The sequence below is a fragment of the uncultured Flavobacterium sp. genome (assembly GCF_963925185.1).
Classification (GTDB): Bacteria; Bacteroidota; Bacteroidia; order Flavobacteriales; family Flavobacteriaceae; genus Flavobacterium.
Genome location: NZ_CAWURC010000024.1, coordinates 1 through 15,012, shown reverse-complemented (window position 1 = coordinate 15,012; position 15,012 = coordinate 1). Strand labels below are relative to the sequence as shown.

Here is a 15,012-nt window from a genome sequence, read left to right as displayed (position 1 = left end):
ATAAAAATGCATTCAAAAAGGTATAATCGACAAACAGAATTACCCGAAATTGGAATTTTGGGTCAAGAAAAACTAACCAACGCCAAGGTTTTAATCATTGGCGCTGGTGGTTTAGGCTGTCCGGTGTTGCAAAATCTAGTCGCTGCCGGTGTTGGTCATATTGGAATTATGGATGGAGATGTAGTTGAAGAAACCAACTTGCACCGTCAATTTTTATACACTTTGGCTGATTGTGGAAAAAACAAAGCGACCATTGCCACCGATGCTGTTTTTAAGCAAAATCCTGAAATCAAGGTAATCCCCTATTCATTTCATTTTGCTAAAAAAAATGCTTTTGAAATTATTTCCGATTATCAAATAATAGTTGATTGCACCGATGATATTGCCACTCGCTATTTGATTAACGATGTTTCCTTGGCAAAGAAAATACCAGTGGTTTATACTTCCATCCATAAATTTGAAGGACAACTTTCCGTGTTTAATTACAAATCTGGTCCAACATATCGCTGTCTATTTCCAGAAAACGAAAAAGAAAATATGTCGCCAAACTGTTCCAATACTGGGGTTTTGGGGGTTTTGCCAAATACACTAGGTGTTTTACAAGCTAATGAAGTATTAAAAATAATCTTGGAAATAGGTGAAATTTTGAGCGGTAAGTTACTTATATACAATAGTTTAAATTCTAAATTCGAAAATATTAATTTCAAAAAAAATCCAACAGAAATTGAAAAGGGCCTTCAAAATGGATTTAAAATTTTGAACACTCTAACAATTAATGAAGTTAAAATCGTGAATTCAACTAATTTATTCGAAGAAATTACTCATCAAAATAGCCTTGTGATTGACATCAGAGAAACCTATGAAAAACCTAGATTAGATTTGCAAAAAATAAACAATGTGCCATTGTCCCAATTAGATGATTTCTTAAAAAACACCGATAGAAATCAAAAAATTATTTTGTTTTGCCAAAACGGAACTCGAAGTAAATTGACCGGAGATTATTTAATTAAAAAAGGATTTACTAATCTTTTTCACTTGCAAAACGGAATTGATGCATTAAAAAAAAATATCACATAAATGACAACAAATAAACCTAAAAAATCTTGTTTTAAAATAGGACCCATTTCCGCAGAATTTATTGGAGATTCCATTTCAAAACATCAAAGCAAAACCACTATTGGCGCCCATAATATCTTTTTAGGTCAAGTTCGCGCTGATGTTATTGATGGGGAAAATGTCGCAGCAATCGAGTATTCGGCCTATGAAGACATGGCAGAACAAAGTTTTTATGAAATCCGGGAAGCAGCGTTTGCAAAATATGACTTGTCGTGTTTACACATTTATCATAGTTTAGGATTAGTAAAAACGGGAGAAATTTGCCTATTTGTATTTGTTTCTGCGCCAAGAAGAAAAGTGGTCTACGAAGCTTTGGAGTTTTTGGTTGAAGAAATAAAAGAAAAAGCACCTATTTTTGGCAAAGAAATCCTTGAAGACGAAACCTATTCTTGGAAAAAAAATACATAAAATGGTAGATATCACACATAAAATAATCACGCTAAGAACGGCAGTTGCCCAAGCAATTGTAAAAGTAGGTTCGGCAACAACAATACAAGCCATTTTGGACAAAAAAGTTCCCAAAGGCGATGTGCTAGAAGTGTCGAGAACCGCAGGGTTATTTGCCGTTAAAAATACATCAAATGCCATTCCAGATTGTCACCCAATGCCGATTGAATTTACAGAAATTCAATTTGAATGCTTTGAAGATTTTATTCAAATTGAAGTTACCGTCAAAGCAATTTACAAAACAGGTGTAGAGGTCGAGGCCATGCATGGTGCTTCCATTGTAGCACTCACAATGTATGACATGTTGAAACCCATCGATAAAAATGTTGAGATTTCTAACATAAAATTGCTGCATAAAAAAGGAGGAAAATCAGATTATGGAATGAAAGAAAACACAACTCTTTCTTTAGCGGTTATCGTTTGTTCTGACAGTGTTGCTGCTGGAAATAAAGAAGATAAAGCAGGGAAAATTGTTGTCAATAAATTAGAAAAAATAGGATTAACAGTTTCTCAATACATTATAATTCCTGATGAAATTCAGAATATTCAAAATACAATTCAGCTTTTTTGTAATCAAAAAATAGATTTAGTAATTCTAACTGGCGGAACCGGATTGTCAAACAGAGATGTGACTCCCGAAGCAGTAATTCCTTTATTAGATCGAAGAATTCCAGGTATAGAAGAAGCAATTCGTTCCTACGGACAAGACAGAACGCCTTTTGCCATGTTATCCAGAAGTGTTGTTGGGTTCAAAGCCAATACTTTAATTATGGCTTTACCAGGTTCTACAGGAGGCGCGGCAGAATCTATTGATGCTGTTTTTCCATCAGTATTGCATTTATTTCAACTATTGAACGGCTTCAATCATGGAAAATAAACCTATTTTATTGCAGGATTCACACGGACGTGGGCATGATTATTTACGAATTTCAATTACAGAACACTGTAACTTGAGATGCAGTTATTGTATGCCTGAAGAAGGGGTTGCACTTACGCCAAAAACTCATTTGATGACAGTCGATGAAATTGTCTATATCGCCAAAACTTTTGTTCGCCAAGGTGTTACAAAAATACGAATAACTGGTGGTGAGCCTTTGGTTCGAAAAGAAGCCAAAGAAATTATTCTGCAACTAGGAAAATTGGGTGTCAACTTGACCATTACCACCAATGGAATTCTAGTTCCTGATTTTATTAAAACTTTTAAAATCGCAGGAATTGAAACTGTAAACATTAGTATTGATAGTCTGGAAAAAGAAAAATTTAATAAAATCACGAGACGAAATTATTTTGACACTGTGATTAAAAATATCGATTTATTGCTCCAAGAAGGGTTTCAAGTTAAACTTAATGTGGTTTTGATTAAAAATTTCAATGATAATGAAATCATTGATTTTATTGCTTTGACAAAAAATAAAAACATCCAAGTTCGATTTATAGAATTCATGCCTTTTAGTGGCAACCAATGGGACAAATCAAAATTAATTTCTTACGCTCAAATTATAGAAACCATTCAGTCAAAATATCCCCTTGGCAATATTGAACGCCTTGTTGATGCGCCAAATGACACTTGCAAAAATTTTAAAATCACATCTTATTTAGGCAGTTTTGCCATTATAAGTTCGGTTACAAATCCGTTTTGTAGCACTTGCAATCGCATTCGATTAACCGCTGACGGAAAATTAAAAAACTGTCTTTTTTCCAATTCAGAAACTTCTTTGTTAGAAGATTTGCGGGCGGGAAAATCAATTATCCCTTTAATTCAACAAAATCTACTTTCTAAAAAAGCAATCCGTGGAGGAATGGATGATGATTTGAAATTTCAAAATCCAGAGCAGTTTTCACAAAATCGAAGTATGATCACCATTGGAGGCTAACCTACTTATATCAATATTTTATAACAAACCTTGTATTTTTTTTAATTAAAACTATATTTGTTAGTTCGCACATAAAAAAAGCAAGCTTGCAACAAAGAAAAATATACAGTAATAGGGTTTGGGTAGATAATAAACTACAACCAGCAACCATAGAATTCGACAACAAAACGATAACCGCAATTCATTTCGAAAAACGAAATGATGCTGAGGATATTGGGAACAGTGTTTTAATGCCTGGTGTAATCGACGTTCACGTTCATGTTAACGAGCCCGGAAGAACAGCATGGGAAGGCTTTGAAACAGCTACTCAAGCGGCAGCTGCGGGTGGTACAACGACCATTGTCGACATGCCATTAAACGCAAGTCCGGTGACTACTACTGTAGCTAATTTTAAAGAAAAACTAGAAGCTTCTATAGGAAAAATGAATGTAAATGTAGGTTTTTATGCTGGACTTGTTCCTGGTAATTCAACTCATTTAGAAGCAATGATATTAGCCGGTGTAGTTGGTGTCAAATGCTTTCTAACACATTCAGGACTTGATGAATTTCCTAATGTTACCGAAAAAGATTTAGAGGAAGCCATGCCTGTTATTGCTGAATTCAAATTACCGTTATTAGCTCATTGTGAATTATACAATACTGAAGTAGCTACCGATTTTGATGAAAACCCAACAAGCTACCAACATTATTTAGCAAGCAGACCAAAAAAATGGGAAAACGATGCGGTCGATTTAATGATCCGCATGTGTCGCAAACATAAATGTCAGGTGCATATTGTGCATGTGGCGTCGGCTGATGCTTTATCTAAAATTGAAGCCGCAAAAAAAGAAGGTTTGCCTATAACTGCAGAAACATGTACGCAATACATTTACTTTAATGCAGAGGCTATTCCTGATGCGAATACCATCTATAAGTGCGCTCCACCAATTCGAGAAAAAGCAAATAATGAGCAATTAAAACAAGCATTTCTTTCGGGTGTTTTAGATTTTATAACTACCGATCATTCCCCTGCACCTCCAAACATTAAAGAAATTGAAACTGGAAATTTAAAAAAAGCTTGGGGCGGAATTGCAGGTATTCAGTTTTTGTTAAATGGTTCATGGACAGCATTAAAAAACACTATAACTTTAGAGCAATTTATTCCGCTAGTTACCTCAAAACCAGCTCGCTTTATAAAGGCAGCTTCTAAAGGAACTATTGAAGTGGGAAATGATGCCGATTTTGTTATTTGGAACCCAGAAGAATCCAGTCTTATTAAAGAAGAAAACGTTCTTTTTAGATATAAAATCAGTCCTTACATCGGACAAAGTCTAAGTGGGGTTATACTTGAAACAATAGTAAATGGCGAGACTGTTTATAAAAATAAATCAATAGAAAATAAAAATAAAGGAAAATGGCTTTTGAAAAAGTAAAAGAAATTATAAAGGAATCACCATCATTTACTCAACTTACTGACTTGGCGGCTGAACGATTAGGCGGAAAAGTCTTGTATGCTACGGATGATTTTTTTGCCGAAAAAGAAAACTTAATCGCACTAACCCGTGGGGTATTTATTACCGATAAATATACAGATAGAGGGAAATGGATGGACGGTTGGGAAAGCCGAAGAAAAAGAACGCCTGGACACGATTGGGCTGTAATTCGATTAGCTACTTCTGGTAAAATCACTGGATTTGACATTGACACCAATTTCTTTTTAGGAAATCATCCGCCACATGCGTCAATTGAGGCTGTGAATCTTGCGCATACTGATGAAATAACTGATTGGGATGCTATAGCCTGGACTGAAATTCTGCCAAAATCTCATTTGGATGCGGGCTCTCAAAATTTCTTTGAATCTCAAAGCAATGAAAATTTTACTCACATACGTTTGCATATTTATCCTGATGGTGGTGTCGCAAGATTACGCGTTTATGGAGAAGTATTCAAAAATTGGGATGCCGTTTCTACTTCTCAGGAAATAGATTTAGCAGCTGCCATTAATGGCGGTCAAGCTATTGCTTGTAACGATATGTTTTTTAGCGACATGAGTAATTTAATCATGCCAAATCGTGGAGTCAACATGGGCGATGGTTGGGAAACCAAAAGAAATAGAACACCAAACAACAGCGATTGGGTAATTTTAAAATTAGCTCACAAAGGAATTGTAGACAGAATAGTTGTAGATACGTGCCATTTTAAAGGAAATTATCCAGACAGTTGTTCCATTGAAGCCTGTGTTTCTGATACGGATAATGTACTAAAAAACATCAATTGGCAAACACTCTTACCACAACAAAAGTTAAGTGCAGATCACGAACACGAATTTGTTTCCGAAATAAATGCATCAAATACGATAACACACATTAGGCTAAATATTTTTCCTGACGGAGGAATTAGTAGATTAAGAATCTTTGGTAAAATCAGTAGGTAATGAGTATCAATCTATTCATATTAACTGTACTATATGTAGTTTATTTTTGCGTTTTAATAATGCTGGGGTATTTGTCTTATAAAATGTCACGCGTTAAGATTGGCAAATTGGACACAATTTCTGAAGAGAAAGAAGAAATAAAAGTTGCTAGTCAAAATTACATTTATACAGGAATTTTATTAGTAATTGTTGGAATTCTTGTTAACACTTATTTCTTAGTAAAAGGAACTCCATTAGAAAGTCATTTAATGGAATGGCTCAATATTGTAATTCGGTTGATGCATATTACTTTCGGAATTGCGTGGATTGGCGCTTCTTTTTATTTTGTATTTCTCGAAAATGCCTTAAATAGAACAGATGATGTGCGCGATGAATTGGCTGGAAATCTTTGGGCAGTTCACGGTGGCGGATTCTATTATTTAGAAAAATACAAGGTTGCTCCTAAAACTATTCCCAAGCATTTGCATTGGTTTAAGTATGAAGCTTATTTTACTTGGCTTTCTGGTTTTTGTTTGTTGTTTGTAGTGTACTATTTTAATGCTTCTGCTTTCTTAATTGATAAAAATATTTTAGATATTACCGCAACACAGGGTATATCGATAGGTGTGGGTTCGTTTGTTGTAGCTTGGATAGTTTATGATTTTCTTTGCAAAACTCGTTTAATCAAAAACCAACTGGCATTTTCAATTATTGGTTTTGCCATTTTAATAGCTTTCGCTTACTTCTATTGCCACGTTTTTAGTCCAAGAGCAGCTTATATTCATTTTGGTGCTATGATTGGTGGAATAATGGTTGCCAATGTTTTCTTTGTAATCATTCCCGGGCAAAAAGAAATGGTGCGTTGTGCTAAATTAGGAATTCCGTTAGACCCAAGTTTGGGTAAAAAAGCATTAGCCCGTTCGTTGCACAACAACTATTTTACGTTGCCGGTTTTGTTTGTTATGGTGAGTAATCATTTTCCATCTACTTTTGGTTATGAATATCCATGGCTTATTTTGGCAATTATTTCTTTAGGTACCGCCGGGGTGAAACACTATCTAAATCTGAAAGAAAAAAAGGATCTCAATGTTTGGATTTTGCCAGTTTCGGTTGCTATACTTTTAGCGGCTTGCTTTATATCGGCACCAAGTACGAATCCTTACGAATGTAAAAAAGAGATTTCATTTGCAGAAGTGAATACTATTATCCAAAAACGGTGTGTGCAATGTCATTCAGCCGCACCAACGGACGACATCAACAAAGTAGCTCCAAATGGTGTAAAATATGACACTCCAGAAGATATTGTAAAGAAAAAAGACTTAATTATGCAACGTGTGGTTTTAACTAAAACTATGCCTCAAAATAACAAAACCAATATTACTCAAGAAGAAAGAGATGCTATTCGATGCTGGATTGAACAAGGAGCGAGTTTGAAGTAAATGGAGATAAAAATTATGAAAGAAAAAATACTTGGATTTAGTTTATTATCGATGATAATAATTAACTTTTGGACTTTATATGGTTTTTTTGATTATTTTACAGAAAAAGAAAGTACATTTCATGGTTTAAATTTATTAATTTTTTATATATTTAGTTTGTATTTTTCTATTGGTTTGGGAATTATTTTATTAATTATTCGAATAATCAACTTTTTAAAATATAAACAAAATAATTTAAAAGTAAATTTCTTTTACATATTCTCTTTTATTTTCAATATAAATCTTTTCATAATCTGGATAATTGCAATGTTTTTGAAAATTTTATCGTTTAATCAACATATCGTTTTGCTAGCAATTGGAGGATTATTAATATCTATAATAATAATTTTTGATATTTATAAATCAAATAATAAATTGAAAATATTTAAACCATGACACTATCCCAATTTAATACTTTAGACAATCAAACCGCCTACAACCATTTATTTGCTTGTTGTGGTTCTAACGAATGGGCTTCCACGATGATGGAACATTTCCCCTTTATCTCAGAAAAAGATTTAGTGGATTATGCCACCGAAATTTGGTATGACCAATGTTCCGAAACAGATTGGAGAGCCTCTTTCACCCATCATCCGAAAATTGGAGATGTAAAAAGTCTAACCGAAAAATTTGCAGGTAAAGAACAAGCCGGAGTTGCCGTTGCAACTAGCCATACTATTGAAGCATTGTCTCAAGCCAACACTGATTATGAAAACAAGAATGGTTTTATTTTTATCGTTTGCGCCACAGGAAAGTCAGCAACAGAAATGTTACAAATACTTTTAGACCGATTGAAAAATTCGGCTGACGAAGAATTGCATATTGCCATGGGAGAGCAACAAAAAATCTCTATTATCCGATTCAAAAAATTAATAACTGGAGGCAATTTTGAATTTTTAAAAGTCAGCCAAATTACCACTCATGTTTTAGATACTTCGGTTGGGTTGCCTGGATCCAATATTTCGATACGATTACAAGCTAAAAGAAACAACGTTTGGCAAACCATAGCTCAAGGAATCACGAATACCGATGGAAGAATTGCAGACTTATTACCACAAGAAAAAAACTTGAAACCCGGTTCCTATAAAATGGTTTTTGATACTGGTAATTATTATGCACAACAAAACATAAAAACATTTTATCCAGAAGTCGCGATTATATTCAACACCTTTGACGAAACACATTACCATGTGCCACTGTTAGTAAATCCCTTTGGATACAATACCTACAGAGGAAGTTAGAGAAAGATAATAGACAATATAAATTTATAATTAATATGACAATTCCAAATTCAAAAAAAAAACAATTATTCCATAGTTTAAGTCAAGCTAATTCAGCATTTAACGAAATTTATCCAGGAGATAGAAGCGACCGCCAGCCTGTGCATACTTTATACGGTGGCGCCAACCTTTTTAAATCGGATGCGCCAATTGCACTGGGGAAAAGAGCTTTAGAAATATTAGAAACCTACGCACCCAATCATGAGGTTTTTGGAAAAGCATTTGGTTTAACAGGAGGAACCAATTTTACCAAACGCATTTATGACAAAGTAGTGGCTAAATTAAAATTAGAAGCTATTGAAGATTTCCGAATTGATTTTGAAGATGGTTACGGAAACCGAAGCAACGAAGAAGAAGATGAAACTGCCGTATCGACTGCTAAAGAAGTAGCTAAGGGCATGAGAGAAAACACACTTTCTCCTTTTATTGGTATTCGTATAAAACCGTTTACCGAAGAAATGAAAGAAAGAGGTTTGCGAACATTAGATATTTTTGTAAGCACCTTGGTGAAAGAAACCAATGGAAAATTACCTGATAATTTTGTGGTGATGTTACCAAAAGTTACGATTCCGCAACAACCAGAAACTTTGGCTAATTTCTTTTCTATTTTAGAAGAAGAATTAGAATTGGAAAAAGGAATTTTAAAAATGGAAATGATGGTCGAGACTACTCAAGCAATCATGGACATAGACGGGACAAATCCTTTATACCGATTTATAAAAGCTGCTCAAGGGCGTTGTATTGCGATGCATTTTGGCACTTATGATTATACGGCGAGTTGTAGTATTACAGCAAAATACCAAGAAATGGATCATCCTGTTTGCGATTTTGCGCATCATGTTACCAAAGTAGCTTTGGCACATACCGGAATTTGGTTGAGCGATGGAGCGACAAATACGATGCCTATTGGACCACACCGAGGTGATTTGACTCCAGCTCAAGAAGAAGAAAATCGTCAAGTAGTTCACAGAGCTTGGAAAAAAGGCTACGATCATATTCGTCATTCGTTATGGAATGGCTATTATCAAGGTTGGGATTTAAATCCAGCTCAATTTCCGATGCGTTATGCTGCAGTATATGCTTTCTTTTTAGAAAGTTATGACGATGCTGTAGAACGTTTGAAAACCTTTGTGGATAAGGCCGCACGCGCTACTTTAATAGGAGATGTTTTTGATGATGCAGCAACTGGACAGGGATTACTAAATTACTTTCTTCGCGCTTTGAATAGTGGCGCTATTACGGAAGAAGAAGTATTAGCAACAGGACTAACATTAGAGGAAATTCGCGGTCGTTCATTCAAAAAAATATTAGAAAATAGAAAGTCTAAATAGAAAACAAAATTTAAAATTTTTACACTGACTAGGGTTTTGGGATTCTTGACATAGTGATGACAAACATTAATTATATACATTTATGAAATTACAAATCGATAATTATAAAGCCCAGTTAAGAAGTAAAGAGAAAAAAGGATTTTAACCTTGGGTTTTTCTCTTTACTTTTACATAATGAATTCACTTTTTCAAAATGAGCCAATAGTTCTAAATTTGCTAGATGCAGAAATCATCTATTATCCCCATTTTTTTGATCAAGAGGAAGCTGACAAAATATTTGCAGAATTATTGACAAAAACTCCTTGGCAACAAGATGAAATAACTGTTTACGGTAAAAAACATTTACAACCCAGATTAACCGCCTTGTATGGAAACGACAGAAAGCCATATTCATATTCTAATATTAAAATGCAGCCGCATCAATGGAATCTGCTGCTACAAAAGATGAAATTTCATATCGAAAGTATTTCCGAAACGAATTTTACTTCTGTTTTACTTAATTATTATCGTAACGGAAACGACGGAAATGGATGGCATTCGGATAACGAAAAAGAATTAGGTAAGAATCCAGTGATTGCCTCAGTGAGTTTTGGTGCTGAACGCACTTTTCAATTGAAGCACAATACGGATAAAAACCAGAAAAAAAGTATTGTACTGGAACATGGGAGTTTATTGTTAATGAAAGGACCCACGCAGCATTTTTGGAAACACCAAATTCCGAAAACATCAAAAACAACTGATTCAAGAATAAATCTAACATTTCGTGTAATTGAATAATTAGATTATCAAAAAAACAATATATTTAAATTCAAATATTTAAATTATGAACGAAATAGTTTCTTATTTTTCAACGATTCCTTCTTCCCATAGAAGTCTAATTTTAGTTGGTGGCATTGCTTTATTTTGGTTGATAGAAAATGCTTTTCCGCTCTTCCGGTTTTCTTATAAAAAGTGGCATCACGCTAGCATAAATATTTTTTTGACATTAACGACCATCGTTATCAATTTTTCATTGGCATTCATTTTGTTAATGACTTCCGATTGGACTATTACAAATAATTTTGGTGTTTTACAATGGCTACCGCCAATGCCTCTTTGGATTTATGCCGTGATTGGCCTTCTTTTACTGGATTTGATTGGAGCTTATTTAGTTCATTTCGTAGAGCATAAAGTTAAATTTTTATGGCGCTTTCATCTCATTCATCATACCGATACATGGGTAGACACGACATCTGCAAATAGGCATCATCCAGGAGAAAGTGTCCTCCGATTTGTGTTTACAACACTTGGGGTTTTAATAGTTGGAAGTCCAATGTGGCTGATATTTATGTATCAAACTCTTTCGGTAATTTCAACACAATTTACACACGCTAATATTGCGTTACCAAAAAAATTAGATGCTGTTTTGAGTTATTTTATAGTGTCACCAGACATGCACAAGGTACATCATCACAATACGCTTCCATATACAGATAGCAATTACGGCAATATTTTTTCAATTTGGGATCGAATATTTGGAACATTTATGGCACTCCCAAAAGACAAAATTATCTATGGTATTGATACACACATGAATCCAAAAGAGAACAATCGACTGAAAAATTTATTAAAAATTCCTTTCGAAAAACTAAGATCACCAGAAAACAACTAAAAACTATAAAAAACATTGCCTTTAAATCAAAAGTGATTATATTTTTTATTAATATTGGCACATAATTTAGAATTGGAATTTATTAATCATTAACACCTATTTGAATTAATTTTCACGTAATGAAAAAGAGTAACCGCAAAGAATTGACCTGGGAACAAACAGAAAAACTTGTTACATTTGCCCTAGAGGAAAAAAATCCTTTTGAAATAATCAAAAAAGAATTTGGCCTAGCCGAGAAAGAGGTTCTTGAAATCATGAAAAAGAAGATGCCCACAGAAAAATTTGAAATGTGGAAAAAGAAAGCAGCTGCGAATAAACCAAAACCAAAACCTATTAAAATAGACGAATTCGATGAAGATTTGGATGGTAAGTACTATATAAAAAACAAACTCGATTAAATAAAAAACTCCTGTAATCAGGAGTTTTTTATTTAATAATTATTACTTCGTAAAACCTGTGTTAGTCTTTGTAACAATTAACCCTTTTTCTTTACTAATCCTAAAACAAAAAATTTTAAAATGAAAAAAATATTTTTTGCAATTGCATTTGCAACAGCACTTTTTAGCTATAAATCCGCTAATTCTCAAATTACTGATTCTACAAAAGAAAAAATTCAAGTCAACATTAACTTAAACGAAATCAAGGATGACAAAGTATTGGTCACAGTAAAATCTCCTAAAATTAGCACCAATGAAATAACTTACGGTATTCCGAAAATGGTTCCTGGAACCTATTCAGAAGATAATTTTGGAAGGTATATTGAAGAATTTAAAGCATTCGATAAAAAAGGAAACCTTTTGGAAGTTAAAAAAACAGATGCTAATTCGTGGTCAATTGCCAATGCAAAAAAATTAGATAAAATCACTTATTTGGTAAATGACACTTTTGATACCGAAAAAGGAACTGGTTTTGGTGGCGATGACATTTTTTCGCCAACAGGTTCAAATATAGATGCGGAAAAAAATATAATGCTCAACACACATTGTTTTGTAGGTTATTTTACAAATTATATGTCCATTCCGTATACAGTAACTATTTCGCATCCAGCAGGACTTTGGGGCGCAACATCAATGATTGACCAGGATTCGTCTACTACAAACGATGTGTTTTCAACTTCTCGATATGCCGAATTAGTCGAAAATCCAATTATGTACTCCAAACCAGACTATACTACTTTTAATGTAAATGGGATGGAAATTCAAATTGCAGTATATTCTCCAAACGGAAAATTGACCGCCCAGGATATTACTCCTGGATTGAAAACGATGATGACAGCCCAAAAAACATTTTTGGGAAAATTTAATTCTACAAAAAAATATACTGTACTTATCTATTTATCCGATATGTCAAAACCAGATGCTCGTGGTTTTGGAGCATTAGAACATCCAACAGCAACAACCGTTGTTATGCCAGAAATGATGGGGAAAGAGGCACTGGCCGAGCAATTAAAAGACGTAGTTTCACATGAGTTTTTTCATATTGTAACTCCGTTAACAATTCACTCGCAGGAAATTCAAAATTTTGACTACAATACTCCAAAAATGTCCCAGCATTTATGGATGTATGAAGGTGTTACTGAATATTTTGCGAATCTTTTCCAAGTTAACCAAGGATTGATAAATGAAGATGAATTTTACACTAGAATGGCCGAAAAAATCGAACAAGCAAAGACACTTGATGACACAATGCCCTTCACTACTATGAGTGCTAATGTATTGGTAAAACCATACAAAGATCAATATTTAAATGTTTACCAAAAAGGGGCATTAATAGGAATGTGTTTGGATATTATTATCCGGGAAAATAGTCACGGAGAAAGAGGTATTCTTGATTTAATGCAAAAACTCTCTAATGAATTTGGAGTTTCAAAAGCATTCAACGATGAGGAACTTTTTACAAAAATAACCGAATTGACTTATCCAGAAGTGGGCGAATTTTTAAAAACTTATGTTTCGGGAACAACCCCAATTCCTTATGAAGCTTATTTAGTAAGAGTCGGAGTTACTAAAGCAACTAAAAAACTACCTGGCAATGTTTTCATAAAAGGACAATCCCCATATATTACCGTAAATCGTGAAACAAAGGAAATAATCGTTATTCCAAATATTGAATTAAATGAATTCTTTAGCAACATTGGCATCAAAGGCGATGATGTTTTGATGACTGTAAATGATACCTTTTATTCGTTGGATAACATTTATGATTTGATTTCGGAAAGTCAAAAATGGAAAGAAAATGATCCAATTACAATAAAAATAAAACGCAACGACAAAGAGCAAATCATCAAAGGAACGGTAAAACTTCCTTATGAAGAAAAAAAAAGTTTCAAAGCGGCCGATGCAATAAAATCATCATTAAAAGAAGCTTGGCTGAAAGGATAATCCGATTTGTCTTCTATAAAATCCCCATTTAGAAATAAGTTGGGGTTTTTTTATGAAATTCAACGAAGACAATAGTTAATCTTTCCAACAATTTTCTTTATTTTGCAAAAAATATAACCACCTATGAAAAAATTATTTAATGCCTTCTTTACCCTTTTGCTATTGTCGTCTTGCAACAAGGAAGTATCAAAAACAAATTTACATCTAACAGGTAATATCAAAGGACTAAAAAAGGGGACTTTATACATTCAAAGAGTTGTTGACACCAGTCTTGTTGCTATAGATACAATAAATATTGATGGAAATTCAGAATTTGAAACTGATATAGATTTAAAATCGGCAGAAATGCTATATCTGTTTTTAGATAGAGGCGTGACAAATTCAATGGACAACAACATATTGTTTTTTGCAGAATCAGGAAATATTAACATTGACACCAATTTAGATTCATACATTTTGAGTGCGAAAATAACAGGCTCAAAAAACCAGGAGATCTATGAAGACTATAAAAAAATAAATAGTCGTTTTAGAGATGAAAATCTTGATATGATTGAACAGAAATTCAATGCCATTAAAAGTAATAACTCAAAAACTATAGATAGTCTTAATACAAAACAAGACAATAACACCAAACGTAAATATTTATTTGCCACGAATTTTGCCATAAACAATAGAGAATACGAAGTGTCTCCTTACATCGCTTTATCCGATATTTATGACATAAATATCAAATATTTGGACACCATCCAAAAATCAATGTCGCCAAAAGTAGCACAATCACTTTATGGTAAAAAATTGACGCAATATGTAGCAAAAATTAAAGCCCAGAAATAACATTACATATCTATTAACAAAATTAAAACCGGTCTTGTTTTGAAAACAAGACCGATTTTAATCATAAACTTGTCGTTCCTAAGCATTCCAAACAAAAAACCACCTAACAAAAGTTAGATGGTTTTATTAAAGAGCCGGCGGAGGGACTCGAACCCACGACCTGCTGATTACAAATCAGCTGCTCTAGCCAACTGAGCTACATCGGCTTCTAACTGCTTACTACACTAA

At 33.7% G+C, this 15,012-nt stretch carries 15 protein-coding genes and 1 tRNA gene; 15 read left to right on the top strand and 1 reads right to left on the bottom strand.

Translation table 11 applies throughout. The features are described from left to right. Window positions 1-6: 6 nt before the first annotated feature. The 15 genes from AABM59_RS05305 (at window position 7) to AABM59_RS05235 (ending at window position 14,784) form a co-directional block, all read left to right on the top strand. The gene (locus AABM59_RS05305) at window positions 7-1,077 is read left to right on the top strand and encodes a HesA/MoeB/ThiF family protein (protein WP_338407938.1); all 1,071 of its coding nucleotides are present in this window, start codon (window positions 7-9) and stop codon (window positions 1,075-1,077) included. Then, window positions 1,078-1,524, top strand: a complete 447-nt coding sequence (locus tag AABM59_RS05300) for a molybdenum cofactor biosynthesis protein MoaE (RefSeq protein WP_338407937.1) — start codon at window positions 1,078-1,080, stop codon at window positions 1,522-1,524. 1 nt (window position 1,525) lies between these two features. Then, window positions 1,526-2,440, top strand: a complete 915-nt coding sequence (moaCB, locus tag AABM59_RS05295; RefSeq protein WP_338407936.1) for a bifunctional molybdenum cofactor biosynthesis protein MoaC/MoaB — start codon at window positions 1,526-1,528, stop codon at window positions 2,438-2,440. After that, complete coding sequence (moaA, locus tag AABM59_RS05290; protein ID WP_338407935.1) at window positions 2,430-3,437, top strand: GTP 3',8-cyclase MoaA; 1,008 nt, start codon at window positions 2,430-2,432, stop codon at window positions 3,435-3,437. Before moaCB ends, moaA begins: the two co-directional genes overlap by 11 nt. Before the next feature lie 86 nt (window positions 3,438-3,523). Then, a complete protein-coding gene (gene allB, locus AABM59_RS05285) occupies window positions 3,524-4,849 on the top strand; it encodes an allantoinase AllB (protein WP_338407934.1) in 1,326 nt (441 codons plus the stop codon). Beyond that, window positions 4,831-5,850, top strand: coding sequence for an allantoicase (alc, locus tag AABM59_RS05280; protein ID WP_338407933.1), 1,020 nt, complete (start codon window positions 4,831-4,833; stop codon window positions 5,848-5,850). The genes allB and alc overlap by 19 nt, the downstream gene beginning before the upstream one ends. An 83-nt stretch (window positions 5,851-5,933) precedes the next feature. Beyond that, a complete protein-coding gene (locus tag AABM59_RS05275; protein WP_338407932.1) occupies window positions 5,934-7,268 on the top strand; it encodes a urate hydroxylase PuuD in 1,335 nt (444 codons plus the stop codon). A gap of 15 nt (window positions 7,269-7,283) precedes the next feature. Further along, window positions 7,284-7,703, top strand: coding sequence for a hypothetical protein (locus AABM59_RS05270; RefSeq protein WP_338407931.1), 420 nt, complete (start codon window positions 7,284-7,286; stop codon window positions 7,701-7,703). Continuing rightward, complete coding sequence (gene uraD / locus AABM59_RS05265) at window positions 7,700-8,548, top strand: 2-oxo-4-hydroxy-4-carboxy-5-ureidoimidazoline decarboxylase (protein WP_338407930.1); 849 nt, start codon at window positions 7,700-7,702, stop codon at window positions 8,546-8,548. Before AABM59_RS05270 ends, uraD begins: the two co-directional genes overlap by 4 nt. 35 nt (window positions 8,549-8,583) lie before the next feature. Further along, window positions 8,584-9,918 carry a hypothetical protein gene (locus tag AABM59_RS05260; protein WP_338407929.1) on the top strand — a complete coding sequence of 445 codons (1,335 nt, stop codon included), beginning with the start codon at window positions 8,584-8,586 and terminating at the stop codon, window positions 9,916-9,918. A 174-nt stretch (window positions 9,919-10,092) separates the two neighbouring features. Next, window positions 10,093-10,695, top strand: coding sequence for an alpha-ketoglutarate-dependent dioxygenase AlkB (locus AABM59_RS05255; RefSeq protein ID WP_338407928.1), 603 nt, complete (start codon window positions 10,093-10,095; stop codon window positions 10,693-10,695). A 46-nt stretch (window positions 10,696-10,741) separates the two neighbouring features. Then, complete coding sequence (locus AABM59_RS05250; protein ID WP_338407927.1) at window positions 10,742-11,569, top strand: sterol desaturase family protein; 828 nt, start codon at window positions 10,742-10,744, stop codon at window positions 11,567-11,569. Window positions 11,570-11,688: 119 nt separating this feature from the next. Then, entirely contained in the window at window positions 11,689-11,967 is a 279-nt protein-coding gene (locus tag AABM59_RS05245; RefSeq protein ID WP_338407926.1) for a DUF2805 domain-containing protein, read from the top strand. Between the two features lie 120 nt (window positions 11,968-12,087). Then, window positions 12,088-13,950 (top strand): peptidase M61, encoded by a 1,863-nt coding sequence (locus AABM59_RS05240; RefSeq protein WP_338407925.1) that lies wholly within the window; start codon window positions 12,088-12,090, stop codon window positions 13,948-13,950. Between the two features lie 123 nt (window positions 13,951-14,073). After that, entirely contained in the window at window positions 14,074-14,784 is a 711-nt protein-coding gene (locus AABM59_RS05235; protein WP_338407924.1) for a DUF4369 domain-containing protein, read from the top strand. Between the two features lie 132 nt (window positions 14,785-14,916). Here AABM59_RS05235 and AABM59_RS05230 read toward each other — a convergent pair. Then, window positions 14,917-14,990: transfer RNA gene (locus AABM59_RS05230), tRNA-Thr, on the bottom strand. Window positions 14,991-15,012: the final 22 nt, after the last annotated feature.